General features: G+C 73.4%; 25 protein-coding genes and 2 pseudogenes. 15 read left to right on the top strand and 12 right to left on the bottom strand.

The features are described 5' to 3' along the window. Positions 1-41: 41 nt before the first annotated feature. Positions 42-1,121: an EamA family transporter gene (locus ACN9M0_RS04720; RefSeq protein WP_426403170.1), complete on the top strand. Its 1,080-nt coding sequence runs from the start codon at positions 42-44 to the stop codon at positions 1,119-1,121. Positions 1,122-1,296: 175 nt separating this feature from the next. Continuing rightward, on the top strand, positions 1,297-2,262 hold the full coding sequence (locus ACN9M0_RS04715; protein ID WP_426403169.1) for a DMT family transporter: 966 nt from the start codon (positions 1,297-1,299) through the stop codon (positions 2,260-2,262). 52 nt (positions 2,263-2,314) lie between these two features. Here the strand turns inward: ACN9M0_RS04715 and ACN9M0_RS04710 are convergent, their stop codons facing one another. Both ACN9M0_RS04710 and ACN9M0_RS04705 read right to left on the bottom strand, forming a co-directional pair. Continuing rightward, entirely contained in the window at positions 2,315-2,959 is a 645-nt protein-coding gene (locus ACN9M0_RS04710; RefSeq protein WP_366041715.1) for an FMN-binding negative transcriptional regulator, read from the bottom strand. 19 nt (positions 2,960-2,978) lie between these two features. Continuing rightward, positions 2,979-3,650: a pyridoxamine 5'-phosphate oxidase family protein gene (locus ACN9M0_RS04705; protein WP_366041714.1), complete on the bottom strand. Its 672-nt coding sequence runs from the start codon at positions 3,648-3,650 to the stop codon at positions 2,979-2,981. A gap of 35 nt (positions 3,651-3,685) precedes the next feature. Here ACN9M0_RS04705 and ACN9M0_RS04700 point away from each other — a divergent pair, with 35 nt between their 5' ends. Next, complete coding sequence (locus ACN9M0_RS04700) at positions 3,686-5,020, top strand: aminotransferase class I/II-fold pyridoxal phosphate-dependent enzyme (RefSeq protein ID WP_426403168.1); 1,335 nt, start codon at positions 3,686-3,688, stop codon at positions 5,018-5,020. A 246-nt stretch (positions 5,021-5,266) separates the two neighbouring features. On the opposite strand, the gene ACN9M0_RS04695 is transcribed toward ACN9M0_RS04700, so the two are convergent. Further along, the gene (locus ACN9M0_RS04695; RefSeq protein ID WP_399699972.1) at positions 5,267-6,271 is read right to left on the bottom strand and encodes a DMT family transporter; all 1,005 of its coding nucleotides are present in this window, start codon (positions 6,269-6,271) and stop codon (positions 5,267-5,269) included. A 73-nt stretch (positions 6,272-6,344) separates the two neighbouring features. Between ACN9M0_RS04695 and ACN9M0_RS04690 the strand changes: the two genes are divergently transcribed. Next, positions 6,345-7,247: a LysR family transcriptional regulator gene (locus ACN9M0_RS04690; RefSeq protein WP_399699969.1), complete on the top strand. Its 903-nt coding sequence runs from the start codon at positions 6,345-6,347 to the stop codon at positions 7,245-7,247. Positions 7,248-7,384: 137 nt separating this feature from the next. On the opposite strand, the gene ACN9M0_RS04685 is transcribed toward ACN9M0_RS04690, so the two are convergent. Then, positions 7,385-7,852, bottom strand: a complete 468-nt coding sequence (locus ACN9M0_RS04685) for a pyridoxamine 5'-phosphate oxidase family protein (RefSeq protein WP_366039799.1) — start codon at positions 7,850-7,852, stop codon at positions 7,385-7,387. A 76-nt stretch (positions 7,853-7,928) separates the two neighbouring features. Here ACN9M0_RS04685 and ACN9M0_RS04680 point away from each other — a divergent pair, with 76 nt between their 5' ends. Continuing rightward, positions 7,929-8,609, top strand: coding sequence for an isochorismatase family protein (locus ACN9M0_RS04680; protein WP_426403167.1), 681 nt, complete (start codon positions 7,929-7,931; stop codon positions 8,607-8,609). Here the strand turns inward: ACN9M0_RS04680 and ACN9M0_RS04675 are convergent. Beyond that, positions 8,596-9,009, bottom strand: a complete 414-nt coding sequence (locus tag ACN9M0_RS04675) for a Rieske (2Fe-2S) protein (protein ID WP_399699964.1) — start codon at positions 9,007-9,009, stop codon at positions 8,596-8,598. The two genes, ACN9M0_RS04680 and ACN9M0_RS04675, sit on opposite strands and share 14 nt — an antisense overlap. 159 nt (positions 9,010-9,168) lie before the next feature. Between ACN9M0_RS04675 and ACN9M0_RS04670 the strand changes: the two genes are divergently transcribed. Beyond that, a complete protein-coding gene (locus ACN9M0_RS04670; protein ID WP_426403166.1) occupies positions 9,169-10,179 on the top strand; it encodes an AraC family transcriptional regulator in 1,011 nt (336 codons plus the stop codon). A 103-nt stretch (positions 10,180-10,282) separates the two neighbouring features. Further along, positions 10,283-10,891, top strand: coding sequence for a signal peptidase I (lepB, locus tag ACN9M0_RS04665; RefSeq protein WP_426403165.1), 609 nt, complete (start codon positions 10,283-10,285; stop codon positions 10,889-10,891). A gap of 80 nt (positions 10,892-10,971) precedes the next feature. On the opposite strand, the gene ACN9M0_RS04660 is transcribed toward lepB, so the two are convergent. After that, complete coding sequence (locus ACN9M0_RS04660) at positions 10,972-11,577, bottom strand: TetR family transcriptional regulator (RefSeq protein ID WP_426403164.1); 606 nt, start codon at positions 11,575-11,577, stop codon at positions 10,972-10,974. A 135-nt stretch (positions 11,578-11,712) separates the two neighbouring features. Here ACN9M0_RS04660 and ACN9M0_RS04655 point away from each other — a divergent pair, with 135 nt between their 5' ends. The 8 genes from ACN9M0_RS04655 to ACN9M0_RS04620 all read left to right on the top strand — a co-directional run bounded on the left by ACN9M0_RS04655 (position 11,713) and on the right by ACN9M0_RS04620 (position 18,477). Continuing rightward, positions 11,713-12,393: a DUF6230 family protein gene (locus ACN9M0_RS04655; RefSeq protein ID WP_366039793.1), complete on the top strand. Its 681-nt coding sequence runs from the start codon at positions 11,713-11,715 to the stop codon at positions 12,391-12,393. A gap of 164 nt (positions 12,394-12,557) precedes the next feature. Then, positions 12,558-13,022 (top strand): DUF6114 domain-containing protein, encoded by a 465-nt coding sequence (locus tag ACN9M0_RS04650; protein WP_366039792.1) that lies wholly within the window; start codon positions 12,558-12,560, stop codon positions 13,020-13,022. Then, entirely contained in the window at positions 13,019-13,762 is a 744-nt protein-coding gene (locus ACN9M0_RS04645; protein WP_366039791.1) for a DUF6230 family protein, read from the top strand. The genes ACN9M0_RS04650 and ACN9M0_RS04645 overlap by 4 nt, the downstream gene beginning before the upstream one ends. Then, positions 13,756-14,181, top strand: coding sequence for a DUF6114 domain-containing protein (locus ACN9M0_RS04640; protein WP_366039790.1), 426 nt, complete (start codon positions 13,756-13,758; stop codon positions 14,179-14,181). The genes ACN9M0_RS04645 and ACN9M0_RS04640 overlap by 7 nt, the downstream gene beginning before the upstream one ends. Beyond that, complete coding sequence (locus ACN9M0_RS04635; protein WP_426403163.1) at positions 14,178-14,819, top strand: hypothetical protein; 642 nt, start codon at positions 14,178-14,180, stop codon at positions 14,817-14,819. The genes ACN9M0_RS04640 and ACN9M0_RS04635 overlap by 4 nt, the downstream gene beginning before the upstream one ends. Continuing rightward, a complete protein-coding gene (locus ACN9M0_RS04630) occupies positions 14,816-15,508 on the top strand; it encodes a DUF6230 family protein (RefSeq protein ID WP_366039788.1) in 693 nt (230 codons plus the stop codon). Before ACN9M0_RS04635 ends, ACN9M0_RS04630 begins: the two co-directional genes overlap by 4 nt. A gap of 126 nt (positions 15,509-15,634) precedes the next feature. Next, positions 15,635-16,774 carry a BTAD domain-containing putative transcriptional regulator gene (locus tag ACN9M0_RS04625; protein WP_426403162.1) on the top strand — a complete coding sequence of 380 codons (1,140 nt, stop codon included), beginning with the start codon at positions 15,635-15,637 and terminating at the stop codon, positions 16,772-16,774. 47 nt (positions 16,775-16,821) lie between these two features. After that, entirely contained in the window at positions 16,822-18,477 is a 1,656-nt protein-coding gene (locus ACN9M0_RS04620; RefSeq protein ID WP_366039786.1) for a peptidase M23, read from the top strand. 66 nt (positions 18,478-18,543) lie between these two features. Here ACN9M0_RS04620 and ACN9M0_RS04615 read toward each other — a convergent pair whose 3' ends face one another. From ACN9M0_RS04615 to ACN9M0_RS04590, 6 genes and pseudogenes are all read right to left on the bottom strand, one after another. Beyond that, positions 18,544-19,302, bottom strand: a complete 759-nt coding sequence (locus ACN9M0_RS04615; protein ID WP_366039785.1) for a hypothetical protein — start codon at positions 19,300-19,302, stop codon at positions 18,544-18,546. A gap of 151 nt (positions 19,303-19,453) precedes the next feature. Beyond that, a pseudogene (locus ACN9M0_RS04610) lies at positions 19,454-20,222 on the bottom strand (alpha/beta hydrolase-fold protein). A gap of 58 nt (positions 20,223-20,280) precedes the next feature. After that, positions 20,281-21,024: pseudogene (locus tag ACN9M0_RS04605) on the bottom strand (penicillin acylase family protein); the annotation flags it as partial. 47 nt (positions 21,025-21,071) lie between these two features. After that, positions 21,072-22,493, bottom strand: coding sequence for a serine/threonine-protein kinase (locus ACN9M0_RS04600; RefSeq protein ID WP_426403161.1), 1,422 nt, complete (start codon positions 22,491-22,493; stop codon positions 21,072-21,074). Continuing rightward, a complete protein-coding gene (locus tag ACN9M0_RS04595; protein WP_366039783.1) occupies positions 22,490-23,299 on the bottom strand; it encodes a serine/threonine protein kinase in 810 nt (269 codons plus the stop codon). The genes ACN9M0_RS04600 and ACN9M0_RS04595 overlap by 4 nt, the downstream gene beginning before the upstream one ends. 533 nt (positions 23,300-23,832) lie before the next feature. After that, complete coding sequence (locus tag ACN9M0_RS04590; protein WP_426403160.1) at positions 23,833-25,911, bottom strand: family 43 glycosylhydrolase; 2,079 nt, start codon at positions 25,909-25,911, stop codon at positions 23,833-23,835. Positions 25,912-25,914 lie beyond the last annotated feature (3 nt).

Below are 25,914 nucleotides of genomic sequence, written 5' to 3'. Positions count from 1 at the left end.
CGGGGGTTACGCCCCTGACGGCGTCCTGTCATGATGGCCCGATGCACGCGTCTCAGGGGAGAAGCGCCGGCCTGGGACTAGCCCTGGCCTCGGCCTTCGCATTCGGTGGTTCAGGAGTGGCGGCCAAGCCGCTCATCGAGGCGGGCCTCGACCCGCTCCACGTGGTCTGGCTCCGGGTCGCCGGCGCCGCGCTCGTCATGCTGCCGGTGGCCTGGCGCCACCGGGACCTCCTGCGCCGCAAACCCGCTCTCCTCGTGGGCTTCGGCCTGCTCGCCGTCGCCGGAGTCCAGGCCTTCTACTTCGCCTCGATCTCCCGCATACCCGTCGGCGTCGCCCTGCTCATCGAATACCTCGCCCCGGCCCTCGTCCTCGGCTGGGTCCGCTTCGTCCAGCGCCGCCCCGTCACCCGCGCCGCCGCCCTCGGCGTCGTCCTCGCCGCCGGCGGCCTCGCGTGCGTCGTGCAGGTCTGGTCCGGGCTGAGCTTCGACATCGTCGGCCTGCTCCTGGCCCTCGCCGCCGCCTGCTGCCAGGTCGGATACTTCGTCCTCTCCGACCAGGGCGCCGACGAACCCGACCAGACCGAGCGGGCCGATCCGGTCGGCGTCATCGCGTACGGACTGCTCATCGGCGCCTTCGTCCTGACGGTGGTGGCCCGGCCCTGGGGCATGGACTGGGGCATCCTCGGCGGCCACGCCGACATGAACGGGGCGAGCGTGCCCGCGTGGTTGCTGCTCGGCTGGATCGTGCTGATCGCCACCGTGCTCGCGTACGTCACCGGCGTCATCTCGGTGCGCCTGCTCTCCCCGCAGGTGGCGGGGGTCGTGGCCTGCCTGGAGGCGGTCATCGCGACCGTCCTGGCCTGGGTCCTGCTCGGCGAGCACCTGGACGCGCCGCAGATCGTCGGCGGTGCCGTGGTCCTGGTCGGGGCCTTCATCGCCCAGTCCTCGACGCCGAAGGCGGCGCCGGCGGGGCCGGTGGCCGGTTCCGGTGCGGGGGTCGGTGCGGTTGTGGATTCCGGCTCAGGTTCCGGCTCCGGCTCCGGTTCGGGTTCCGGCTCTGGTTCCGAGGCGGAGTCCGTCGGGCGGGATGCCGAGTTGTCGGCCGGCCGGACCGCCCCGTAGCGTGCCGCTCATGCATTCGACCGTGCTTCCGCCTCCCGCCGCCTAGCGCGCGCGGAGACTCTCCTCGACGAAGACCGGGCTCGGACGGCGAACTCCCGCCGCCGAGAGGTTCGTCGCTGCCCGCGCGCGGAGCCCAGCGACCACCCCTCCCTCCTGTCTTCCACGGAGAACTCACGTGTCGAACTCCTCGGGATCCGCCCTGTCCGCCGGGCGGAGCCTCCTCTATCTGATCGTCGCCGGGATCGCCTGGGGCACGGCCGGTGCCGCCGCCTCGCTGATCTTCCGCGTCAGCGACATGGGCCCGCTGGCCCTCTCCTTCTGGCGCTGCCTCGGCGGCCTCGTCCTGCTCCTCGGCGCGCTCGCGCTGCGACCCCGCCGCGCCACCGCCCGCGCGAACGCCGAATCGCGCGGCCGGCGGACCGCCCGCATCCTCGGGACGGGTGTCGGTCTCACTGTCTTCCAGAGCGCGTACTTCGCCTCAGTCGAGGCCACCGGCCTCGCGGTCGGCACCGTCGTCACCCTGGGCGCGGGACCCGTCCTCATCGCGATCGGTGCCCGGCTCACCATGGGGGAGCGCCTCGGCCGCGGCGGGGTCTGCGCGGTCGGCGGCGCGCTCGCCGGTCTCTTCGTCCTCGTCCTCGGCGGCGGGGCCGCGGAGGTGCGGCCGCTGGGCGTCGTCCTCGCGGTGGTCTCGGCCGCCGGATACGCGGCGATCACCCTGCTCACCCGGTGGCTCGGCCGTGACGGCGGCGGTACGGACGCCCTGGCGACGACCACCTGGGCCTTCGCGATCGGGGCGGTCGGGCTGCTGCCGGCGGCGTTCGCGGAGGGGCTCGTCCCGCACACCGACGCGCCCGTGAGCGTGGTGCTGCTCCTCGTGTACGTGGCGGCGGTGCCGACCGCGCTCGCCTACGCGCTGTACTTCGCCGGGGCGGCCGTCGTCCGGGCCGCCACCGTCTCCGTGATCATGCTCCTGGAGCCGGTGAGCGCGGCCCTGATCGCGGTCTCGCTGCTCGGTGAGCGGCTCACCGCCGCGATCGTGCTCGGCACCCTGCTGCTGCTCGCCGCCGTCACGGGCCTCGCCCTGGCGGAGGCGCGGACGGCGGCGGAGGCGCGCAGGCGGGAGCCGGTGACCGCGTGACACGGTGATGCCGTGTGGGGGCGGGGCTTCGCGTGCCCGCCCCCACCCGGCGTCAGCCGGCCGTGCGGCGGCGCAGCTGGTGGGCCCGGGCGTCCAGGTCGCCCGGTCCGGCCCGCTCGGCGAGACGCTCCGAGACACGGTCCTGGACGTCCTGCGGCTTGTTGCCCGCGTACTTGAACTTCGCCCGTACGTCCGTCACCTCCAGGCTCAGCACCCGGATCCCCGACAGCATGCGGCCGAAAGGGGCCTCGCCCGGGGCGACGGGCGCGGTGCCGCCCTCCGGCTGGAAGTGGGCGACCTGGTGGTTGAGGAGCGCCGCCTTCTCCTCCGGATCGTCGACCACGCGCGCGGTGCAGCGCAGCTGGACGGCCGCGTAGTACGAGGTCGGGGTGCCGTGCTCGGACGGCGCGCCCTCGGGGGCCGTCCAGTGCCCCGGTACGTAGACGTAGTCGTCGACCACGCTCAGGAGCACCGTCGGGTTCGCCTCCAGGGCGCGCCAGAGCGGGTTGGGCCGGGCCAGGTGGGCCAGGGCCCGGCCGTACGGGCCGGGCTCGGGGTCGTACCGGAAGTGCGTCGGCTGCACCCACGGCGGCTCGCCGGGCAGGCCGTTGACGGCGAGCTGGCCGAAGTCGTGCCGGGCGAGCCACGCACGCCACTCGCCCTCGTCATGGGCGGCGTCCCAGGGGTGGATCAGCATCGTCGGTCCCTCCCTGCCTTCAGAGCGCGGCGAGGTAGCCGGGCAGCGCGACGGACGGGTCGAGGTCGTCGGCCGGGACCGGCGTGCCGTAGCCGCCCTGTACGGGGATGACACCGGACCAGTACGGCAGGCCGAGGTCCTCCGCGTCGTCGTTGGGGCCGCCGGTACGGACCTTCGCCGACACCTCGTCCAGGTCGAGCCGGATCACGGCGGTGGCGGCGAGCTCCTTGGCGTTGCCGGGCCGCGAGTCGGCGGAACGGCCGGGGACCACGTGGTCGACCAGGGCGTCGAGGGCGGTCCGAAGCTCCTCCGGGTCGGTGACCTGGTGGGCGGTGCCGTGGACGACGACCGAACGGTAGTTGAGCGAGTGGTGGAAGGCGGAGCGGGCGAGCACGAGACCGTCGACGTGCGTCACGGTCAGGCAGACGGGCAGGCCGGGGGCCGCCACGCCGTCCCCGGCCGCGCGCAGCGGCCGCGAGCCGGTGGAGCCGTGGACGTAGAGGCGCTCGCCGACCCGGCCGAACAGCGTCGGGAGGACGACCGGCGCGCCGTCACGGACGAAGCCGAGGTGGCAGACGTAGGCCTCGTCGAGTATCGAGTGGACGAGGGCCTTGTCGTACGAGGCGCGGTCGCGGGAGCGGGTGGGCACGGTCCGGTCGGTCGCCTCGTACGCCTCGGTGGTGGTCCTCATTGCCATCTCCATTGCACTAGTGCATAATATCTTTTGTGCTAGGAGAGTATCGGATCGAAGGTCGTCGCGCATCGGACATCGCCGCCAGCGTCGAGCGAGGAGTCGGCGCCGGCGCGCTGCAGCCCGGCCAACTCCTGCCACCCATGCGGGAATTGGCGCTCACTCTGGGTGTGAATCCCAACACCGTCGCCGCCGCCTACCGCACCCTGCGCGAGCGCGGGGTCATCGAGACGGACGGGCGGCGCGGGAGCCGGGTGCGGCCCCGCCCCGCCACGACCGCGCGCGGCTCGATCCGGGTCGAAGCGCCCGCCGGAGTCCGGGACGTCAGCAACGGCAGCCCCGACCCCGCCCTCCTGCCACCCCTCGGCGAGGCGTTCGCCGAGGTCGCCCGGCGGTACGCCGAACAGCCCGGCATGTACGGAGAGGCCCCCGTCGACGAGGAGTTCGGCCGGCTCGCGCGCGCCGCCTTCGACGCGGACGGGGTGCCCGCGGGGCCCATCGGCGTCACCTCCGGCTCCCTCGACGCCGTCGAACGGGTCCTCACCGCCCACCTCAGGCCCGGCGACGCCGTCGCCGTCGAGGACCCGGGCTGGGGCAGCCTCCTCGACCTCGTACCCGCGCTCGGCCTCCGTCCGGTACCCGTCGCCGTCGACGACGAGGGCCCGCTGCCCGAGGCCGTCGAGCGCGCGATCCGGCAGGACGGGGCACGGGCCGTCATCGTCACCGACCGGGCGCAGAACCCGACCGGGGCGTGTGTGACGGAGGCGCGGGCTCGGGAGCTCCGGCGGGTCCTCGCCGGGCACCCCGGCGTGCTCCTCGTGGAGGACGACCACGGGCACGGCATCGTCGCGCAGCCCCTCCACCCGCTGGCCGGCGTCACCGACCACTGGGTGCTCGTCCGCTCCGTCGCCAAGGCGTACGGGCCCGACCTCCGGATCGCCGCCTTCACCGGCGACGCCGAGACCGTCGACCGGGTCCTCGGGCGACAGCGGCTCGGCCCGGGCTGGGTCAGCCGGCTGCTCCAGCGGACCGTCGCGCATCTGTGGGCCACGGAGGCGGTGGACCCCGCCGTCGTCGCGAGGGCCTACGGAAAGCGGCGCGACGGGCTCGTGCGGGCCCTGGTCCTTCGTGGCGTCGAGGCGCACGGGCGCGGCGGCATGAACGTCTGGGTGCCGGTCTCCGACGAGACCGGCGCCGTGGCCCGGCTCCTCGCCTCGGGCTGGGCGGTCGCGCCGGGCGCGCGCTTCCGGATGGACGCGGGGCCGGCGGTCCGGCTGACCGTCTCCGGGCTTTCGGCGGGGGAGGTCGAGGGGCTGGCGGAGGCGGTGGCCGGGGCGGTGGGGCCGGTGCCGGCGCGGAGCTATGGGTGAGTCGTGACGCCGCGCTCGGGCCGGGCTGGTGGGGGCTGGGCCTGCGCGCCCGGCGCCCCTGCCGTCCCCCCCCGCCGTGTGGGCTGCGCCTGCGGTGCCCGGGCCCACCTTCGTGTGGGCAATCGTCCCGCAGGGCGGGACGGGTGGGCACACGGGACGGCGCCCTTGTGGGCGCCTCCGCCTTCTGCGCCTGACCCCGCACCACGCTGGTCGCCGTAGCTGCGGTGCGGGTTCAGGCGCGGGAGCCTAGGCCCGGCACGGGGCGCCGTCCGTTGTGCCCACCCGTTCCGCCCCTGCGGAACGTATGCCCACAACGGACGGGGTGGGGGTCGGCTTCGGTGGGGGTGTCGGGCGGCGGGTCTGGGTGAGGGCCGCGCCCGTCAGGACCACCAGCGCGCCCACCGGGGTGTTCCAGGTGAGCCGTTCGTCCAGGAGCGCGACGCCCGCCGCCGTGGCGATCACCGGAATGAAGTACGTGACCATGGCCGCCGTCGTCGGGCCGACCTCCGCGACCACGCCGTACTGGAGCAGCATCGCGTACCCCGTACCGAGCGCTCCCAGTGCGATCACGGCGAGGAGGGGCACGAGCTCCACCGATTCGGGGAGGGTGGTGAAGAGGGGGGTGACCAGCGCCAGTTGCAGCGTCGCGAGGCCGACCTGGGTGCCGGCGAGCGAGAGGTTCGTGGCGCCTGTGCCGCTCAGGGTCCTGCGGACGTAGATCCAGCCGACCGCGTAGCTGAACGAGGCCAGCAGGGCCAGGGCCGTGCCGGTCACGTCGAGGCCGGAGAAGCCCTGCCAGGCGCCGAGCACGGTGAGTACGCCGATGAACCCGATGCCCAGACCGGCCGCGCGGACCCGGGTCGGGCGGTCCTCCGACAGGGCCACGAGCGAGAGCAGCATGCCCCAGAGCGGGGTCGTCGCGTTGCAGATGCCCGCCAGGGTGGAGGGGATCGTCAGTTCCGCGTACGCGAAGAGGGAGAACGGCAGCGCGTTGAGGAGGAAGGCCGCGACCGTCAGGTGGCCCCAGACGCGGGCGCCGCGCGGCAGCCGGTCGCGCTTCACGACCATCGCGACGGCGAGCACCGCCGTACCGAACAGGAGGCGCCCGAAGGTGACCTGGAAGGGCGCGAAGCCCTCCGTGCCGACCTTGATGAAGAGGAAGCTGAAGCCCCAGATGAGGGCGAGGGTGCCGAACCGGACGCGCCAGTCGAGCAGGCGGGAGTTCGGGGAGGGCGGGGCCGGGGAGGTCATGCACTCAGGGTGACGGCCGCAATGTCTTAGAACAAGCGAGATTTCCTCGACCCCTCCCCTTAGTATCGCTTACATGTTGAACCTGGAGCGCCTCCGCACCCTCGACGCCGTCGCCCGGCACGGTTCGGTCAGCGGCGCGGCCGACGGGCTGCACGTCACCACCTCCGCCGTCTCCCAGCAGCTGTCCAAGCTGGAGCGCGAGGTCGGGCAGCAGCTGCTCGCCAAGAACGGCCGGGGCGTCCGGCTCACCGACGCCGGGCTGCTGCTCGCCGAGCACGCCGCCCGGATCCTGTCCCAGGTCCAGCTGGCCCAGGCCGACATCGAGGCCCAGCGGGGCCAGGTCGTGGGCGAGGTGCGGCTCGCCGCCTTCCCGACGGCGGCGCGCGGACTGTTTCCGGCCGCGCTCGCCGCCCTGCGCACCGTCCACCCCGAACTCCGCGTCCGTACGACGGAACTGGAGCCGGAGCCCGGCGTGCGGGCCGTCATGCGCGGGGACGCGGACCTGGCGATCGTCCTGGACTGGAGCAACAAGCGGGCCCCCGTCCCCGGCGGTCTGGAGCGGGCCCACCTCCTCGACGACACCGCCGACGTGGCCCTGCCCGCCGGGCACCCGCTGGCCGGGTGCGGGGCGGTGGACCTGGAGGACTTCGCCGACGAGGAGTGGGTGTCCTGGCCGGAGGGCGAGTTCTGCCACGACTGGCTGATGTTCACGCTGCGCTCGCAGGGCATCGAACCGCGCATCGGGCACTTCGCGGGGGAGCACCACACCCAGCTGGCCCTGGTCGCGGCAGGACTCGGGGTGTGCGTCACGCCCCGCCTCGGGCGTCCTGTGCCGGACGGGGTCGTCTTCGTCCCCGTACGGCAGAAGATGCGGCGCCACATCTACGCCACCTGGCGCGCCGACGCGGGCCGCCGTCCCTCCGTGCGGGCGGTCGTCGCGGCGCTGCGCGCGGCAGCGGAGCCGCTGGCGAGCTGAGTCCCTTCCGTGCAGGAGCCAGAGGGGCCGTCCGCGCATGAGGTCAGAGGGGCCCGCCCGTACAGGGGCCTCACGGCCGACCGCACAGGACCCAGAGGCCCGTCCGCGCAGGAGTCAGAGGCCCGTCCGCGCAGGAGTCAGAGGTCCGCGAGTTTGCGGAAGTCCCAGGAGGTGATGGCGTCCGGGGTCAGTCGGAGCCAGGCGTGCCGGCCGTCGTGCGGCATGACGTCCAGGCCGAAGTTCTTGGCGCAGAAGAGCTGCTCGGGCACCTCGAGTTCGGGGCACGGCTCACCGGTGCGCGGCGCCTCGCCGACGAAGACGGCCGTCCCCGACAGCTCCACTCCGCGCAGCTCCCCGTACTCCTCGCCGTCGTCCACCACGACCGCGATCCTCGGATCGGCGCGCAGCTCCGCCCAGCGGCGGCTGCGCGTGATCGAGTACAGCCACAGCGAGGAGCCGTCCCAGACGAACCAGAGCGCGCTGACGTGCGGTCGGCCGTCGGCGGCGACCGTCGCGACCCGGCAGGTGCGCTGTTCGGCGAGGAAGGAGTCGAGCTCGGCCGGGGTCATCATGATCCGGCGTCCACGGCGCTGTGCGACGGTCATCGTCCGCACCCTTCTGGATTTCTGATGAGACGTCAGAAAGCATGGGGGGTCAGCCACGTGTGTGCAAGGGGAGGCCATGAGTCAGAGTCCGAGAGAACGCCTCGGGGAGCGGATCCGACCGGACGGCGGAGTCGTCCTGCTCACCGTCGAGTGCCAGCAGGGTGTCGTCGGTCCCGACAGCGCCCTGCCCGAACTGGCAGCCGTCGCCCGCGCGTCGGGCGCCCTGCGGAACGTCGCCCGGCTCGTCGCGGCGGCGCACGCGGCCGACGTGCAGGTGATCCACGCCGTCGCCGAGCGGCGCCCCGACGGGCGGGCCGCCAACACCAACGCCCGCTTGTTCACGGCCGCCGCACGGCTCCCCGTGCAGCAGCACAGCGGCAGCAGGGCCGTCCGGATCGCCGAACCGATCGAGGTCGCCGACGAGGACCTGGTGGTCCGGCGCCTGCACGGGCTCTCGCCGCTCGCCGGCACCGACGTCGACGCGCTGCTCCGCAACCTCGGCTGCCGCACGCTGATCGTCACAGGGGTCTCCGCCAACGTGGCCGTGCCCAACGCGGTCTTCGACGCCGTGAACCTCGGCTACACGGTCGTCGTGCCCGGGGACGCCATCGCGGGGGTGCCGGCCGACTACACCCCCGCGGTGATCCGTCACACCCTCGCGCTCGTCGCCACGATCACCACGACCGACGAGGTCCTGGGGTGCTGGAAGGCCCCCAGAAGCTCCGGTGGTTCCGGAGGTGCCGTCAGCCGAGGCTGATCTCCTCGCCCACCACCTGGATCGGCTCCGGCGGCAGCGGTGAGGGCGCCGGGCCCGACTTCACGCTGCCGTCCGAGATGTCGAAGTGGCTCTGGTGACACGGGCAGACGATGACGCCGTCCTTGATGCTGCTCACGGCGCATCCCTGATGGGTGCACTTCGAGGAGAAGGCCTTGAACTCGCCGGCCTTCGGCTGGGTGATCACCAGCCCCTTGTCGGCGAGGATCTTTCCGCCGCCCACCGGGACGTCCCCGGTCCGTGCGAGAGTCGTGCCCTCGGGTGCCGTGTTCCCGTCGGTCGGCTTCTTGTCGTCCGCGCCGCTCCCGCAGGCGGCGAGCGCCGCCGCCAGTCCCGCGCTCCCCGCCGCCGCGACCACTGTCCGGCGTGCCACTCCGCTCATGTACTGCCCCTCATTCTGTGTGTGTACTGCACCAGACGGTACGGCTGTGAGCTGTGTCCCGTTCACAGGATGCGTACTTCGAGAGCCTTACAGTTCTGAGTAGAGTGTCGGAACCTGGACATCCTTTGATGAAAGTGTCTAGCTTCGGTGAACTCTTCGGTGAGTACGCATTACGTACGGGCCGTGCTGCTCGGCGCCGAGCGGCGCGGGGTGGCCCCGGGGCCGCTGCTCGCCCGCGCCGGGCTCCCCTCCGCGCTCCTGGAGCAACCCCGGGCCAGGGTTCCCGTGGAGCAGTTCGGGCAGCTCGTCAGAACGCTCTGGGCCACCCTCGACGACGAGCTGATCGGCTTCGGCGGCGCGCCCAGCAAGGTCGGGACCTTCGCGATGATGGCCCACGTCCTCGTCCACGGCAGCCGGGACCTGCGCGAGGCGCTCCGGCGCGCCCAGACCTTCTACTCCCTCTTCCCGGCCGGCCCGCGCTTCCGGCTCGTGGAGCCCGGGACCGGTGGACTCGACGAGGCGCGGATGGAGTTCGACGTCTCCGGCTACGACGACCCCCTCCACTTCGGCGCGGAGTCCACCGTCCTGGTGGCGCACCGCTTCGCCGGCTGGCTCGTCCGGCGCCGGATCGGCCTGCGACGGGTCGAGTTCGTCCACCCCGAGCCCCGGCACGCCCGCGAGTACGCCCTGCTCTTCGGCGCGCCCTGCGTCTTCGGCGCCGCGCGGACGGCAGCCGTCTTCGACCGGGCCGACCTCGACGAACCCGTTCTGCGGGACGCGGCGGCGCTCAAGGTCTTCCTCCGCCGCGCCCCGGTCGACGTGCTGGTCTGCGCCGACTACGGGAGTACGGTGACCGGCCGGGTGCGGCACCTGATCGGCCGGGCGCTGCCCGCCGGGCCGGTGCCGACGCCCGAGCAGCTCGCCGAGCGCCTCTCCGTCAGCCCGCAGACCCTCCGGCGCCAACTGGCCGCCGAGGGAACGACGTACCAGCGGCTCCGCGACCAGGTGCGGCGCGACCACGCCATCGCCGAGCTGACCGGCGGCCGGGTGTCGATCGAACACCTCTCCCGGCAGCTCGGCTTCTCCGAACCGAGCGCCTTCCACCGGGCGTTCAGGCGCTGGACCGGCGAGACGCCCCGTTCTTATCAGACGCGCGGTCAACAACCCTGAGCGGTACGGTCACAGCCGCCGCCCGCCGCCCGGCCTACCTTCCCGCCATGACCGAAAACGACCGGTCCGGCGCCGTACGGCCGCCGGACCCCACGCGACGCCGATGAACCCGCGCCGGGCGGCCGGCGCCGTCCTCGGGACCGGTGTCCTGCTCTGCCTCCTCGCCGGGGTCGCCGTCACGGCCCTCGGTATCCGGGTCGACGGCACCAGCATGGCCCCCACCCTCCACCAGGGCGACCGGATCCTCGTGGCCCCCGGCTCGGCGGGGGAGGCGCGACGGTTCGACGTCGTCCTGCTGCGCGCCACCGGGAAGGACGCCCTCCTGGTGAAGCGGGTCATCGCCCTGCCCGGCGACCGGGTGGCGATCGTCTCCACGCCGGACGAACCCTTCCAGGTCCTCCTCCAGGAGCGGGGCCAGGGGCCCGTGCGCCGGGTGGTGGCGCCCCAGTGGACGGCGCAGGCCCACCGTACGAGCGCCTGCTGCGGGCCCGACGGCACCCGGTCGGCCCGGCCCGAGCTGCGGACCGTGCCCGAGGGGGCGTTCTTCTACCTGGGCGACAACCCCGACCTGTCGGACGACTCGCGGGCGTACGGCTGGGGAGCGCTGGACCGGGTCGAGGGCCGGGTCGGGGTGCGTGCCTTCCCCGTCTCCGCGTCACCGGACATCGGCAACCGGCCCGTCCTGGAGGAGTACCGGGGGCCGAGTCCCTGAGTCCGGTCGGGGGCGAACTCAGGAGTCCCGCCAGGGGTGAGTCCCTGAGTCCGGTCAGGGGATCCACTCCTGGCCCGTGCTCAGGGCGACGGGACCTGCTCCCGGCCCGTGCTCAGGGCGACCCGGACCACGGTGTCCGCGATGCGCCGGGCCGATGCCTCGGGCGAGGAGCCGGCCTGGACGATGTGACTGGCGGTCAGCCGGACCGCCGCGTCCACGGCCAGCTCGCGCGCCTCCGGGTCGATGGTGGGCCAGGCCTCGGTGACGTACGCGTCGCACATCGCCGTCGCCATGTCGAAGGCCGCCGTGGACCGGGTCGTGAGGTACGAGAGGAGTCCGTCCTCGCCGGTGCTGGTCAGCATGGCCTTGATCAGCGGGTTCCTGCCGGCCAGCGTGAGCGTGAAGCCGACGGCGGCCTCGACGGCCGCGCGCAGGTCGTCCCGGTGCGTGTCCAGGCCCTCCTGGATGCCGACGAGGCAGCGCTCCAGCTCGCGCTGGAACAGGGCCTCGCCGACCGCCTCCTTGGAGGGGAACTCCGAGTACAGCGTCTGGCGGCTGACGCCCACCGCGCCCGCCAGGTGCGCCATGCGCAGCTTGTCGAAGCCGCGGTCCGCGACCGCCTCGTACGCGGCGTCCAGCAGCCGCTCGCGCAGCAGTGTCCGGACCGTCTCCCTGAACCGTGGCATCGGCCAAGCCTAGTCCAGGGGGAAATCTCCCCAGAATTGTAAGAAGTATTGACACTTCTCAATAGAGTGTCCAATTCTCGAACAGGCAGCCGCCGAGTGTCATTCGACCAGTGCGGCACGACGGTTGGAGATCACATGCAGCACGAGACCAGAGGCGTCACCCGCTGGCGCAGATCGGCGTTCCTCGCGGTGCCCGCCACGGCGGCCATCGCCGCCATGGCCACGGCCATGGTGCAGGGCGCGCTCGCCGCGAACCTCTCGCTCACGAGCGTCCCCTTCACCCTCAGCTCCAAGACGGTCGCCGCACCGCAGGGCATCGGCGCGGTCATGCACACCATCGACGCCGGCGGGGCCAAGGGCGCCGCCGAGGTCGGCATCGCCAAGGCCGGCCTCGACGGCATCTGCGTCCACGCCGTCCAGTCCGTCAACCTCCCGGTCATCGGCAGCCTCGGCACCTGGTCGCTCAACATCTCCTCGCCCGCCGCCGCGACCCCCCTCACCAGCGACCAGCTCGTCGCCGGTGCGGGACTCCAGGCGAACAAGCTCGTGCTCGACGCGCAGGCGCTCCAGGCGGCCACGGCCACGCTCAACGCGAGCGACACCACCCCGAACGTCATCGGCGCGGCCGCCGACGGCGCCGGAATCAAGGGCACCGGCATCAACGACGGCACCCCGGGCCAGTTCGGCCTCGACGCGACCGGCGGCCGGACCGACATCAAGAACCTCAACGCCGATGCCAACGGCGCCACGATCGCCGGCGCGATCACCCTGCCGGACCTCGCGATCGGGATCGCCCACGGCGACAAGCCCTGCTGAGAGGCCGTCGGCACCGCCCGTACCACGTGAACGACAGGCACCGCCCGCACCACAGGGACCACACGCACCTCACGTACCACCGGCATCACCGGCCGGGGTTCCGCGTCCTCCGTACGGCGCGGGGCTCCGGCCCTCCCACCCCGACCCACCGCTGTGAGGCCTCCATGACCACCGATCCGCCGCCCGAGCCGACCGAAGGGCCCACCCCGGGCCGGCCGCGCCGCGCGCGCGGCGCGTTCCGCAACTGGCGCCGCACCCGGCCGTTCTGGGCGGCGCTCTGGACCGGACTCGGCGGCTTCGTCATCTTCTTCCTGCCGATGGCCCCGCTCGGCAAGATCCTCCAGGTCGGCGTCGGAGGCATCGCGGGCATGGCCGGCGGGGTCGTCCTGATGGCGATGGCCCTGCTCATCCTGCTGCTCCCCGGACAGCGCCACACCGCGGGCGTCATCGCGGTGATCGCGGGAGTCGCCTCGTTCCCGCTGTCCAACCTCGGCGGCCTCTTCGTCGGAATGGTCCTCTCGGTCCTCGGAGGCTCCATGGCCTTCGCCTGGCTGCCGGAGAAGCCCGCCGGGCGGCGCCGCCCGGGCCGTACCACCCCGTCCGCGTCTGTGGGGAGCGGATCCGCATGACCGACGTCCTCTCCGGTGCCCGCCGTGCCGCCGCCGACTGGAACACCCGGATGCTCGCCCAGTCCGCCGACGGCAGCCGCCGCGGCACCCGCTGGGGACGCGGCGCGCTCGCCCTCGTCCCCTCGGCCCTCGCCGTCGGCGTGCTCGGCACCGCCTTGGCACAGGGCGCGCTCGCCGCCAACTTCAGCGTCACCGGGCAGCCCTTCACCCTGACCTCCAACGGGGTCGACGGCAGCGGCTTCGGCGCCATCGTCAACACCCCCGCCGTCGGACGCCCCGACGGCACCACGAGCACCAACACCGCGATGGCGCGCGTCGGTTTCGCCAGCGCCCACCTCGCCGGACTCTGCGGGATCGTCCACCAGACGATCGCCGGAGTCCCCTACTCCCTGCTCCTGACGGGCGGCCAGACGGTCGCGGCGACCCCGCCCGCCACCTTCACCACCGACATCGACGCCTCGAACCTCTACATCCAGGCCACCGAACTCCAGGCGTACGGCCCCACCACCCTCCAGAACGCGGTGCTCGGCCAGTCCGCCGACCAGGTCACCGTCGCCGGCAAGCCCCTCACCGGCGCCCTGCCCGGCGGCTTCGGACTCGGCTCGGCCGGCGGCGAGGGCGGCAGCTCCATCGCGCTGCACGGACTGAACGCCAGCGCGTACGACGCCGAGATGGCCGGGGCGCTCGTGCTGCCCGATCTGAAGATCAGGGTCGTCGCGGGAACGGCGACCACATGCTGAGCCGGGAGAGGGCCGCGTACGACCGGTTCGGTCCGGGCCGGGTGAAGGCCGCGTACGTCTGGTTCCGCGCGTTCCGCCGTACGCGGCCGTTCTGGGGAGGGGTGTGGCTGGTCGCCGGCGGCTGGACCGTCCTCAAGTTCTCCCTCAGCTCGCTCCAGTTGATCGTGAGCACGGGCTTCGGGGGAGTGGCGGGCTACCTCGTCGGCGGCGGGATGATCCTGTGCGGACTCATCCCGCTGGCCCTGCCCGCCCAGCGGTACACCTTCGGGCTCATCGGCGCGGTCCTCGCCGTCGTCTCGCTCGTCGTCTCCAACCTGGGCGGCTTCCTGCTCGGCATGACGCTCGGCGTGCTCGGCGGCTCCATGATGGTCGGCTGGGGCGTCAAGCGCCCGCGCCGACGGGCGGCGGTGGAACGATGACGCCCGCGCCGACGGGTGGTGCACATGGGCTCCCGGCCGGCCGGCGGGCCCTCGCCGTGGCGGCTGCCCTGCTCCTCGCCGTCGTGACGGCCGTCTGGTCGGGTCAGCCGAGCAGCGCCTCGGGCGCGACCGCCGCCGTCGAGCCCCTCGGCGTGCCCTTCCTGCCCTCCCCGGACCCGCTGCACGTCACCATCGGCAGCATGGTCGCCGTCTCCATGACGGTCGACAAGAACGTCACCATCCGGCTCTCCGACGGCTCCACGCGCACCACCACCCAGTACACCTTCAGCAAACTCAAGATCCGCTCGCACATGAACGTCACCCAGCAGGCGGCCGGGCACAGCGTCGTCATCGACGTGCCCGGCGAGGGCTCCCTCGGCGGCTACGACAGCGCCGGAAAGGCCGAGACGACGACGATGTGGGGGAACATCACCAACGTCTGCGTCCGCGTCCTCGTCAAGATCTGCGGCGTGCAGGGCCTCCTCGACTTCTTCGGCTCCCTCATCCCGCTCACCGCCGGAGCCGAGGACTTCACCGGCGACATCTACGCCATCCGGACCGTCGACGACCACGCGGCCCTCGACTCCACCGACAACCCCGTCCACCTCCCCGGAACCATCACGGTGACCACGCCATGAGGACCCGTGAAGAAGGACGCACCCACTGGCGCCGGTCCCTCGCCGTCGCCCTGCCCGCGCTCCTCGCCGCCGGCGGCCTCGGCTCCGCCATGGCGAGCGGGGCGCTGGCCGTCGGCCTCCGCATCCAGGACCGGCCCGTCGACTTCACCACCAGCAGCCTGTACGGGACGCAGTACGGCGCCGCCGTCGTCGACCAGACCGTCGTACGGCCCGACGGCTCCACCGGAACCGAACGCGTGCTCCGCATGGGCTTCGCCGACGGCGTCATCAACGGCCTCTGCCTCAGCCGGCGGCAGCAGATCGCGGGAGCCACGTACACCCTGCTGCTCACCCTCGGCGACGACAACCCGGGCTCCTGGGAGATCAGGACGAAGAACACCGTCCTCGACCTGCGCAGCGCCACCGGGGTCCTCGACATGGACGGCATCGTCGACCTCAACGTCAACGGCGCCGACGTGAAGACCGTCAAGGACGCCAGCGGCGCGTACGTCGCCAACCCGCTGGACAGCCCGCAGCACCGCTTCGGCATCCAGGCGCGCTACGCCAAGTTCGACCGGATCACCGGCACCGCCCAGGACTTCCAGATCCCGGGCCTCCTCACGACCCCGAAGCTCTCCCTCTCCGTACGGCCCGGCACGGTCGCCTGCCCCGCCCCGGCGGCCCCCACGGGCACCCCCGGCGCGCCCTGACCGGGGCGGGCCGGCGCCCGACGGCGGTGTCACTCCGGATCGTTCCGGATGCCCGGCCCGGCGCGGCCCCCCTACCGTGGCGACGGCGTCGGCCAGACCGACGTCCGGAGCCCGGGGGGAGCATCGATGCCGACGACCGTCACCACTGGCAGGCCCGTCACCACTGGCAGGCCCGTCACCACCGACCGATCCGACACCACTGGCCTGACCGTCGCCACCGGCCGGTCCGTCGTCCCCGTGCTCCGGCACCAGGAGCGCCGGGTGCTCTCCGCGGTCGGCTGCGGGCTGCGGGACGGCGAGATCGCCGCCGCCCTTGCCATCCCCGAGGAGGCCGTGGCCTCGCACCTCGCGCGGATCCTCGTGAAGCTCGGGCTCCGCGACCGGGCCGCCGCCATCGTCCACGCCTTCGACTGCGGCCTCGTCGTCCCCGGCCGCGGCCCCCGCACCCCGGCGGCGAGCCCGGTGCCGGGCAGCACCGCCGGGCGGGCGGCCGGGCCGAAGCTGCGGCTCTCCCTGCTCGGACCCCTGACGGCACGGCAGGACGGACGGCCCCTGGACCTCGGGCATCTCCGCCAGCAGGCCGTACTGGCCGCCCCGGCCCTGCACGCCGGGAGGACGGTCAGCCGGCCGGAACTGCTCGACGGCGTATGGGGGTTGGACACCCCCGTCGCGAACGTCGTGCCCGTGTACGTCTACCGCCTGCGCAAGACCCTGGGCCCCGGGGACGGAACCGACGCGGTCATCGAGCGCGCCCCGCGTGGCTACCGGCTCGCCTCCGGAGCGGTCGACGTGGACGTGGCGCGCCTGGACGAACTGGTCGCCGCCGTCGGGACGGCCGACCGGGCGGGCGAAGCGGCCGAGGCGGTCCGCCTGTGCTCCCGGGCGCTGGACCCGTTCCGCGGGAAGCCCCTGGCCGGACTGCCCGGACCCCTCGCCGAACGGGAGCACCTGCGGCTCACCGGGCGCAGGATCGACCTCGTCCAGCGGAAGGCGACCTGGCAGCTGTCGCTGGGCCGGCACACCGAAGCGACGGCGGAGCTGTTCGCCCTGTCCGCGGCGCACCCACTGAACGAGCCGGTCGCCGCGACGCTGATGCGCGCGCTGTACCGGGGCGGCCGGCAGGCCGACGCGCTGCACGTGTTCGACCGCGTGCGCCGCCGGCTGTCCGAGGACCTCGGCGTCCCGCCGAGCCGGATGCTGCGGCGGACCCACCGCATGATCCTGCGCGGGGACGAGGCGGGCCTCGGCCTCACCGCCGGAACGTGACCCCGTTCCTTCTCCTTCCTTCTCATTTCCTGACAGAAAGGCCCATGATGGCAAGAGACTTCTTACGCCGCGTGCTCACCGGACTGACCGTCGTCGCCGGTGTCGGGGCGCTGGCCGTCGGGCTGACGACCCCCGTGGCCTCGGCCCGGCCGGAGCCGGGTCCCGGCAAGGACCGGTCCGGCGTCTCCCGGTACTTCAGCGGCCCGCAGGGCTTCGCCATTCCGACCGAGCCCTGCGACCCGGCCGGCCCGTCGGCCACCGACGGCATCATGGCCGACCAGCTCAACCCGCAGCTGAACGCGAAGATGGCCGGCTACCTGGACGCGTACAAGATGTCCTGCGCGCGGATGGTGACGCAGGCGGTGAAGGACCGCGGGCTCAACCAGAAGGCCGCGGCGATCGCGATCTCCACGATCATCGTGGAGAGCAGCATGAACAACTACGCCCAGGCCGTCGACTACACCAGCATCGGGCTGTTCCAGCAGCAGGACTGGTGGGGCACCCGGGAGGAGCGGCTGAACCCGGCCTACGCGACCAACGCCTTCCTCGACGAGATGGAACGGCAGTACCCGGGCGGCTCGTGGAACGACGAGGCGATCGGCGAGGTGTGCTGGCACGTCCAGCGGCCGCGCGAGGACCTGCGCTATCTGTACGGGGTCGAGGCGGGCGACGCGGTGATCATCGCCAACGCGCTGTGGTCCGGCATGAGCGCCGGGCCCCAGCACCCGTACGGCGCCGGGCGGGTGGTGTCCGGGCGGTCCGCCGACGGACGCCTTGAGGCCTTCGCCGCCGGAGCCGACGGTGTGTACCACGCCTGGCAGACCGCGGTGAACGGCGGCTGGTCGGCGTGGCGGTTCGAGGGCGGTCCGCGCAACGCGCAGCTGGCGGTGGCGTCCAACGCGGACGGCCGGCTCGAACTGTTCGCGCTGTCGGACAGCACCTTCGACCACATGTGGCAGACCGGGCCGAGCGCGGGGTGGTCCGGCTGGGCGAACTTCGGCACCGGCGGGTACCGGCTGGCCGCGGGCAGCAACGCCGACGGGCGCATCGAGGTCTTCGCCTCCAACGCCAACGGCGTGTTCCACCGCTGGCAGACGGCGCCCAGCGGGGGCTGGGCCGGCTGGGAGGGCGCGGGCGGCGGTCCGGCCAACGCGCGGCTGGCCATGGAGAACGCGCCCGACGGGCGCCTTGAGGTGTTCGCGCTGTCGGACTCCACGTTCGGGCACCTCTACCAGACCTCGGTCAACGGCGGCTGGTCCGCCTGGGAGGACTTCGGCGGCGGTGGGCACGACGTCGCCGTCAGCCACGACCAGGACGGCCGTCTGGAGGTGTTCGCCTCCAACGCCGACGGTGTGTTCCACCGCTGGCAGACGAGCCCGACGTCTTGGTCGGCGTGGACGGGCACCGGCGGGATCTCCGACGCCGAGCTGACCACCTCGCGTTCGGTGGACGGCAGGGTCGAGGTGTTCGCGATCAACTCGGCCACCGCGAGCCACGCCTGGCAGACCGGCCCGAACGCCTCCTTCTCCGCATGGGAGACCTTCGGCGGCGGTGGCACCGAGATCGGCGCGAGCAACAACGCCGACGGCCGCATCGAAGTCTTCGGCACCAGCCACGCCGGCGTCTACCACCGCTGGCAGACCGGCTTCGCCACCTGGGGCGAATGGGGCTGGCTGAACGATTCCGGGCCCGCGGTCGACTAGGCCGTGTCTTGCCGATAGCCGATAGCCGATAGCCGCCGGTCTCGCGGACCTCGAACTCGTCCCGCGCTACACCAGCCTGGCGACGAGATACGCGAGGGCGGCAGCGGCGCCGAGGCAGCCGAGGACGAACAGCGGGCTCAGTGAGCCGCCTCGTCCTCTGCTGCCACCACCGGCCTTCGGCGCCGACGGCGGTGGCGCCGGCGGAGCGGAACCGCTGAGGGGCCCTGACGGGGGCCCTGCCGGCCCACCGGTTTCCGGAACCGCTTCACCGGCACGGGTGTCCTGGCGCCTCGATTCCGACCGAGGCCTTCGGTACTGCTCCACGAGCGGGGTCAGGGGAGGACCCCACCGCGGTGGGGCGCCATCGGGCGAAACCCGCTCGTACAGCGTCCCCTCGACCGTGCGCCGCCAAGCGCGCCCCGCGACGTCGGTGAACTCCACGGCCGTTCCCGGAGGATCGAGATCGCGGCCTGTGGCATCCGGCGAGGGGAGGAAGGCCGCGTACGCGCCCGGCGCCAGCAGCCGGACCCTGTCGGGCCTGAGCACGTCGCCGCCGGCCAGGACCCGGACGTCACTGACAGGCTGGCTGCTGCCGTTGTACACCGTGACGCCATGCCCGCCGGGTTCGGCGTGCACGGAGATCCAGCTCGCCTGTCGGATCCGTGCCGTTCGTTCCGCCTCCTCCTCGCGCTGTCTGCGGGATCGTTCCTCACGCTCGTCGCGGATCTGCTGTGCTCTCTCGGCGCGATGGCCGTGCTGGTAGCCGACAATCGCGGTTGCCACCGACACGACCAGGCCGAGCAGCGCGATCAGGGTCCCGATCATCCGTCCACCATGCAGCCTGCCGGCCTGCCCGCCTTGGAACGACGCCGCACTTCAGTTCCGCAATGCGCCTTTTGCTGCTGTTCTCGCGGCAACGCGGCAGCGGCCGGGCCTTCCAGGGGCGGAAGGTCCGGCCGCCGTCGTGGCCGAGCGGTCAGGACACGAAGGCCCTCTCCAGGCGGGGGATCAGGTCCCGGAGGTCCTGTTCCCAGCAGCCGGGGCTGTGGCCGCCGTCGCACCGGGTGCCCCAGCCCGAACCGTCGCCGTAGTTGACGTAGTAGTACGGCATGCCCAGGGAGTCCATGCGGGCCTTGACGTTCTTGGACGCACCCGCGACCCAGAACTCCATGTTCGTCGGCGAGCCGCCCCCGTCGCCCGTGTAGATCGACACACCCGTCCCCGCGAACTTGTCCAGGTGCTGCGAGGGGTCGACCTCGTTCCACCGCCAGTCGACGTCGAACACCGGGTACGGCGAGCCGAACAGGGCGTCACTGTCCACACCGGGCTTGTAGGCGGACTCGTTCGGGTCGCAGTAGCCGGACGAGCAGGCGCACATCGTGCCCAGCGCGTCGGTGACGGACGCGACGACGGCGAGCCGCAGGTCCATGGAGTTGGCCGACAGGTCGATGTCCCCCGACAGGGACGCGGTCTGGCCGAAGAGGTCGGGACGGGCCTGGGCGTAGGGGAAGGCCCCGAACCCGCCCATCGAGATGCTCGCCCGCGACCTGGGGCGTGGTCACCGTGAGGTAGAAGTCGGTGGCCGTTCCCGTGGCCTGGCCGACCTGGGTCAGGCCGAACCCGTCCTCCGTCCTCGGCGGCACGGTGCCGTCGGCGGCGTGCGCGGTGCCCGCCGGGGCGAGGACGGCGACGGCGGCGACCGGCCACGCCATCACCGTTCTCCACCACTTCGGTGTTCTTCTCAAGACCGAGCAGACTCGCCCCGGAGACGTTCACCTTGCCGGGGATGGTCAGCTGGCTCTGCCACATCCGGTTCTTGCCCTGCCACGGGAAGTGCGGGTTGGGGAGGAGCATGCGCGTGCCACCGGAGACGCCCTGCGCACCGACGGCCAGCGCGTTGCTGCCCATGTTCTGCTGCCGGCTCTTCGCCAGCGCGTCACGGATCCTCCGCGCGGTCTTGGCCGGTGAGGGTGCAGGCGCCGCCGCGGCGGCCGACGCGCCCGGGGGTGCGGCGTTCACCTGGCCGTCGAGCAGCGGGTCGGCGCTGCCCATGATGATCTCGGCGTGCGCGTGCCGGTAGACGTCCAGCTCGGTGATCGGCCGCACCCAGGCCGCGCCCCGGCAGACCGGGTCGGAGAGCTTGTCCACGCCCGTCTCCGCCAGGTACCGGTTGTATCCCTGGACGTAGCCGCGGATGACCTCCTTCACCTTCGGCTCCGGCCCGTCGGGCGCGGGCCGGTTCAGGAGCCGCTCCACGACCATGTTGTCCTTGAGCCGCTGGAAGTGCAGGTCGCTGTTGAGGTTGGTGGTGGTGTTCTGGTTCTGGCCGGGACTCGTCCGCCCGTCGGGCCCCAGGCAACGCGACCGCTGGGCGTCGACCATCAGATAGGTGTCGGCCAGCGTGCAGATGTTGTCCTTGGCCGCCGCGTATCCGTACCCCGTCCCCAGCCCCTCCCAGTCCGAGGCGATGATGTGCGGGATGCCGTACTCGGTGTACCGGATCGTCGGACCGTCCCTCCCTGGGGTGAGGCGTTCGAACGCGGCCACGCCAGGGAGGAGCGATGAAATATCGATGACGCGTCGCGGCCGCCGGGTCAGCGCCCGGCCGGGGGACGCGGACACCCCGGCAGCGCCGGCCGGTCCTTCGTGCGTACGGCGGGGAGCCAGGCCACGGGGTACGTGGAGCCGCGCGGGAGCCGGACGCGGAACCAGAGGGTGGACTGCAGGTCCTCCTCGTCGATGACGGGTTGACCGTCCGGCAGCCGGCAGTCGGCGGTGAGGACGTCGCCGTGCCACACCCTGGTCGGTACGACATTTCCCGCGGCGTACGGCCGCATCGGATCGATCGCCAGGCCCAGACTGCACTGCCGGTCCCGGTCGGCCCGGTCCTGGCAGCCCCGCTCCGCGTTGAAGACCCTGACCGTGCCGGCCGTCGCGCCCGCACGGCCCGAAGCGGCTTCCCGTACCGCGTCCGACGCCAGGGCCGCCCCGGCGGTCCCGCAGAGCAGGGCGGCGAGGACGGCCGCCCGGGCCCGGCCCGGCAGCCGTCGCGGCCGCGTGTCCCGCGCCCGCGTCCCCTCCTGGGCGGTGATGCGGGCGAGCAGGCTCTCGGCCGTGTGCGGGGCGCGCGCCGCGTGCGTCGGGGCCAGACAGTCCGCGGCGAGCGCGCGCCAGAACGGCGGCACCGCGAGGTCCATGCGCAGCGGCGCCCGCCCCGCTCCGTACTCCTGCACGGCGGCGCCCCGCGCCACCGGTGTGGCGCCGGAGAACGGTGAGGCGCCGGAGGCGAACACCTCGTGGATGACGACCCCCAGCGCCCAGATGTCGGCGCTCGGCCGGACCTGCACGCCGAGCTCCCCGAGGGGCGCCCTCCAGCGCTCCGGCGGGAGGTAGTCCAGGGTGCCCATGGGCGGCACGTACCCGTGCGTCCCGGTCAGCTCCGTGGCGAGTCCGAAGTCCGAGAGCTTCACCGAACCGTCCCTGCCCAGCAGGACGTTCTCCGGCTTGAGGTCGGCGTGCACCCAGCCCGAGCGGTGCAGATGGGCCAGACCCTCGCAGATCCCCGCGATCAGCCGGCCCCGATCGGCCTCGGACACCCCCGCGTCGAGGAGTTCCCGCAGACTGCCGGCGGCCCGCTCCATGACCAGCACGATCGCACCGTCCACGGCGGGCAGGTCCGGCGCGGCGAGGACGAAGGACTCCCGGAGGCCGATCAACCGGGGATGCCCGGCCCTGCGCCCGAGTTCGACCTCGCGGCGGGCGGATTCCACGATCCTGCGTGCCTGGCGGGGCGCGAGCCCGGCGGTCGGCATGATCTTGAGCGCGACCTCGACGGGCTCTGGCGGCCCGCCCCCGAGGCCCCGGTTCTCCTCCGCAGGACGCGCCGCGTACACCGTGGACCAGCCGCCGGACCCGATCAGCTCGGTGACCACCCAGTCGCCCACCCGGTGGCCGGGCGGGATCAGGTCCGTACGGTCGTCCCCCGCGATGTCGTCCGGGCCGCACAGCGAGGTCATCGCCGCCTCTGCCGCTCCCGACCGCCGCCCCCGGCCAGGGACGGCAGCAGCGCCAGGTGTTCCTCCCGCACCAGACCGAACCGCAGCGCGAGCCCGACGATCTCCTCCCGCTTTCCGTTGCGGCGGTCGCCCTTGCCGGGTTCATGGGCGTCGAGCACACCGATCCGCAGCTTCTCCTCGGCGAGGTAGTCGATGTGCGAACTGATCGCCCGTGCGGTCAGCGTGCCCCCGGTGACGTGCCCCCTGAGCCGCTCGACGATCTGGGGCGTGGTGGGGACCGCCACGCGCGACTGGTCGCGCAGGCGGGGTTCGCAGAGGGCGACGAGCACGAGGAAGTACGTGGCCGACTCGTCCAGCGAGTACGCGGTGACCGTGCGACTGCCCCACGGAACGCCCATCGCCTCCGGGTCCAGATAGACGTGGTCGGGCGCGAACACCTGGAAGGAGACCGTGAGGTCGCCGCGGGTCGGCAGCACCACGCGGGAGAACTCGAAGGGCACGGGCGCCCCGACGCGCCGCGGCGGGACCCTCAGGTACTCACCGGCTCCCTCGGGGTTCTCCACCAGATAGCTGTGGGTGGTGCTGTGGTTCGTCAGCTGCCAGTGGTCGTCGGTCGCACGGATCTCCCCGGCGAGCCGCGAGATCGCCGGGTCGGCGAGCCGGAGCTCGACCGGGGTCGTGGTGGAACCCCGTCCGAAGCGGGCGACCTGGCCGGGGCCGAGCCGCAACGTGACCGCGTCACCGGACGGTTCGCCGCTGTCGGCGCCGCCGCTTCCCCGTGGCAGATGGACGACTACGCCGCTCACCGCTCCCCCTCTTCGTCCCGTCGCGGTTGTCGGACGAGCGGAACGATACTCACCAGTCAGGAGAGTTCACCGGCGTCCTTCGGCCACTTCGGCCGGGACCCGTCGCGATGGCCGGCGGCCCGCCACGTCGGCGCGCCTCGGCGGCGTACGGACGTCCCCGCCGGGTCCTCCCGGATCGCTCGGCGGCGCTACCCGAGACAGGGCCCGGCGCTTCCTCGCGCTGTGACCCAGGGCACCTCTTCGGCCTGCGGGGGCGGCGATTTGATGTCGTATCCGGTCGTCTGCGGCGCAGCTCGGCCGACGGGTACGAGAGGAGGCGGGGGGCGACCTGCCGGAGCCCAGGACCGGGGCGCGGGGGAGGCGCCCTCCCGCCCCGGGCGCGGCCGGCCCGGTCCCGCCTCACGCAAGGTGGGACAGGTCACCGCGCCCGATGGGGGGGTAAGAGGCGATCCGGGAGCTTCGTGCGGTGGCCGAACCTGCGGTTCGCTCGCCGTACTTGGCGAAATATGTACGGAGCGCTGCCCCGTCCGTACTCAGAGTGCGGGACTGCCCGACACGAGGGGGGCGAGCGTGCGGTCGCCGAAGGCCGTCCAGGGTCGCCATCCGCCGCTCGGCCGGTCCTGGACCCGGGTCCGTACCCGGCCCTCCGCGGTGACCGCGAAGACGTGGATCCGCCCGGTGGCGTCGGGCGCGACCGCGGGCGTGGCCGCGAGCCCGACGCCGGGCTCGCCGAACTCCGCGCCGGGATCCCAGCTCCCGCCCGGGGCGACCTGCCAGCGGTGGCTGAGCCGGGCGCCGCCGGGGGACAGGGAGAAGGCCTCCAGGCGGCCGTCGGCGTTGAGCGCGAACGCCGGGGCGGCGGCGCTCCAGCCGAACAGCGGCTGCCACTCGTCCCATCCGCCGCTCGGCACGGTCTGCCGCCGGGAGAACGTCCCCACCCCGGAGGGTCCGATGGCGGCGACGGTCAGCCGGCCGCTGCCGTCCCTGGCCACCCGCGGCGCCGTACCGGCCGCGGTGCCGAAGGTGTGCCACGCGCCGGTCCAGGCACCGTCGGTCCCGGAGCCGTCGGGGGACTCCTGCCACCGGTGGAGGATGCCGGAGCCGCCGGCCGCGAGGACGAACACCTCCAGGCGGCCGTCGGCGTTGGCCGCGACCGCCGGTGGAGCGCCCGCGGCCCCGCCGAAGCCGGGCTCCCACGCGTCCCAGGCCGTCGATCCGGGGGACCGCTGCCGTCGCCGCGCGAAGGAGGCGCCACCGGGGCTCGGCGCGAAGACCTGGAGGCGGCCGCCGGCGTCGCGGGCGACGGCAGGGGCCGCGCCGGCCGGGCCGCCGAACTCCTCCCAGTCGTACCAGCCGCCGTCCGGCCGCTGCACCCGGTGGTGCAGGTTCACGCCGCCCGGGGCGAGCGAGAACACCTCGAGGCGGCCGTCGGTGTTGCGCCCGAGGGTGGGAACCGCGCCCGTGGGCCCTCCGAAGGTCTCCCACTCCGACCAGGTGTCGGTGTCCGGGTCGAGCTGGACGCGCCGCAGCATCGAGCGGTCGGCGGCGTCGAGCGCGAACACCGTGAGCCGGCCGGTGAGGTCGAGACCCGCCACCGGGTTGTCCGGGCTCTGCCACGGCGGTGGCGTGTCACGCCACTCCAGGGGAGCGACGTACAGTCCCTGCCCGAACCAGCCCGCGGCGCTCGCGTACCACGTGTCCCCGTCGGCGAACACCTCCACCGCGTGACCGGGCACATGGCCCGCACGACCGGAGAGGTCGAAGCGGAACGGATCGCGGGAGGACAGCACGTCGGTGCCCTCGTAGCCGTTGCGCGGTCCGATGAACAGGTAGTACCAGCCGTCCCGTTCGACGACGTACGGCGACTCGGTGACCGAGACGGTCGTGTCCGTGCTCGCGTCGGTGAACGCGACGCCCGGCTCGCTCCAGCGCACCAGATCGGCGGACCGGCGGTGGGCCACGACGTGATGGCCGCCCGGGCCGGAGAGTTCGGTGTAGTACATGACCCACTCGCCGCCGATCCGCAGGACCATGGGGTCGCGGGCCGCGAGTCCCCGGAACAGCGGACCCGACGGTTCGCGGGTCCAGGTGAACAGGTCGGTCGAGGTGGCGAGGTTGATCGCGGCGCCGCCCGCGCCGGAGCCGGAGCCGCCCGTGCCGCCGCTCGCTCCGCCGGCCGCGTAGAACATCCAGTACCGGCCGCCCGCCTCGATGACGTGCGGTGCCCACAGGTGCTCCTCGCCGAAGTAGGACGGTTCGACGGTGAGCGCGTCGGGGTGGGTGGTCCACGGGCCGTGCGGGGCGGGCGCCGAGGCGTGGGCGAAGGAGACCTCCGCCGTGCTGTCCGGGGCTTCGCCGCGCGGCGCGCTGTCCCCGACGATGCCGAACAGGTGCCAGCGGCCCTGTGCCTGGATCAGCGTGTGGTCGTTGAGATAGCGCGGTCCGGCGACGGTGGAGGGGTCGTACACGGGGGTGAAGGGTCCCGCACCGACCCACCGGGGGAGCGGGACGGTCCCGGCGGTCGCGGCCGCGGCACGGGCGGCGCCGGGGACCGCGAGCGCGCCGACCCCGGCGGCGCCGCGCAGCAGGTTCCGTCTGCTGATCGGAAGCATGGG

It is taken from the genome of Streptomyces sp. R-07, from assembly GCF_049913175.1.
Lineage (GTDB): Bacteria > Actinomycetota > Actinomycetes > Streptomycetales > Streptomycetaceae > Streptomyces.
This window is presented reverse-complemented; position numbering and strand designations above follow the sequence as displayed.

Excerpts from the sequence above, each read along its gene's own strand:
- ACN9M0_RS04720 (WP_426403170.1), top strand. The coding sequence starts at position 42 with ATGCACGCGTCTCAGGGGAGAAGCGCCGGCCTGGGACTAGCCCTGGCC.
- ACN9M0_RS04695 (WP_399699972.1), bottom strand. The coding sequence starts at position 6,271 with ATGACCTCCCCGGCCCCGCCCTCCCCGAACTCCCGCCTGCTCGACTGG.
- ACN9M0_RS04680 (WP_426403167.1), top strand. The coding sequence starts at position 7,929 with ATGAGTCAGAGTCCGAGAGAACGCCTCGGGGAGCGGATCCGACCGGAC.
- ACN9M0_RS04675 (WP_399699964.1), bottom strand. The coding sequence starts at position 9,009 with ATGAGCGGAGTGGCACGCCGGACAGTGGTCGCGGCGGCGGGGAGCGCG.
- ACN9M0_RS04645 (WP_366039791.1), top strand. The coding sequence starts at position 13,019 with ATGACCGACGTCCTCTCCGGTGCCCGCCGTGCCGCCGCCGACTGGAAC.
- ACN9M0_RS04710 (WP_366041715.1), bottom strand. The coding sequence starts at position 2,959 with ATGCTGATCCACCCCTGGGACGCCGCCCATGACGAGGGCGAGTGGCGT.
- ACN9M0_RS04640 (WP_366039790.1), top strand. The coding sequence starts at position 13,756 with ATGCTGAGCCGGGAGAGGGCCGCGTACGACCGGTTCGGTCCGGGCCGG.
- ACN9M0_RS04600 (WP_426403161.1), bottom strand. The coding sequence starts at position 22,493 with ATGACCTCGCTGTGCGGCCCGGACGACATCGCGGGGGACGACCGTACG.
- ACN9M0_RS04655 (WP_366039793.1), top strand. The coding sequence starts at position 11,713 with ATGCAGCACGAGACCAGAGGCGTCACCCGCTGGCGCAGATCGGCGTTC.
- ACN9M0_RS04620 (WP_366039786.1), top strand. The coding sequence starts at position 16,822 with ATGGCAAGAGACTTCTTACGCCGCGTGCTCACCGGACTGACCGTCGTC.
- ACN9M0_RS04635 (WP_426403163.1), top strand. The coding sequence starts at position 14,178 with ATGACGCCCGCGCCGACGGGTGGTGCACATGGGCTCCCGGCCGGCCGG.
- ACN9M0_RS04685 (WP_366039799.1), bottom strand. The coding sequence starts at position 7,852 with ATGACCGTCGCACAGCGCCGTGGACGCCGGATCATGATGACCCCGGCC.
- ACN9M0_RS04690 (WP_399699969.1), top strand. The coding sequence starts at position 6,345 with ATGTTGAACCTGGAGCGCCTCCGCACCCTCGACGCCGTCGCCCGGCAC.
- ACN9M0_RS04590 (WP_426403160.1), bottom strand. The coding sequence starts at position 25,911 with ATGCTTCCGATCAGCAGACGGAACCTGCTGCGCGGCGCCGCCGGGGTC.
- ACN9M0_RS04650 (WP_366039792.1), top strand. The coding sequence starts at position 12,558 with ATGACCACCGATCCGCCGCCCGAGCCGACCGAAGGGCCCACCCCGGGC.
- ACN9M0_RS04630 (WP_366039788.1), top strand. The coding sequence starts at position 14,816 with ATGAGGACCCGTGAAGAAGGACGCACCCACTGGCGCCGGTCCCTCGCC.
- lepB (WP_426403165.1), top strand. The coding sequence starts at position 10,283 with ATGAACCCGCGCCGGGCGGCCGGCGCCGTCCTCGGGACCGGTGTCCTG.
- ACN9M0_RS04705 (WP_366041714.1), bottom strand. The coding sequence starts at position 3,650 with ATGAGGACCACCACCGAGGCGTACGAGGCGACCGACCGGACCGTGCCC.
- ACN9M0_RS04615 (WP_366039785.1), bottom strand. The coding sequence starts at position 19,302 with ATGATCGGGACCCTGATCGCGCTGCTCGGCCTGGTCGTGTCGGTGGCA.
- ACN9M0_RS04625 (WP_426403162.1), top strand. The coding sequence starts at position 15,635 with ATGCCGACGACCGTCACCACTGGCAGGCCCGTCACCACTGGCAGGCCC.
- ACN9M0_RS04660 (WP_426403164.1), bottom strand. The coding sequence starts at position 11,577 with ATGCCACGGTTCAGGGAGACGGTCCGGACACTGCTGCGCGAGCGGCTG.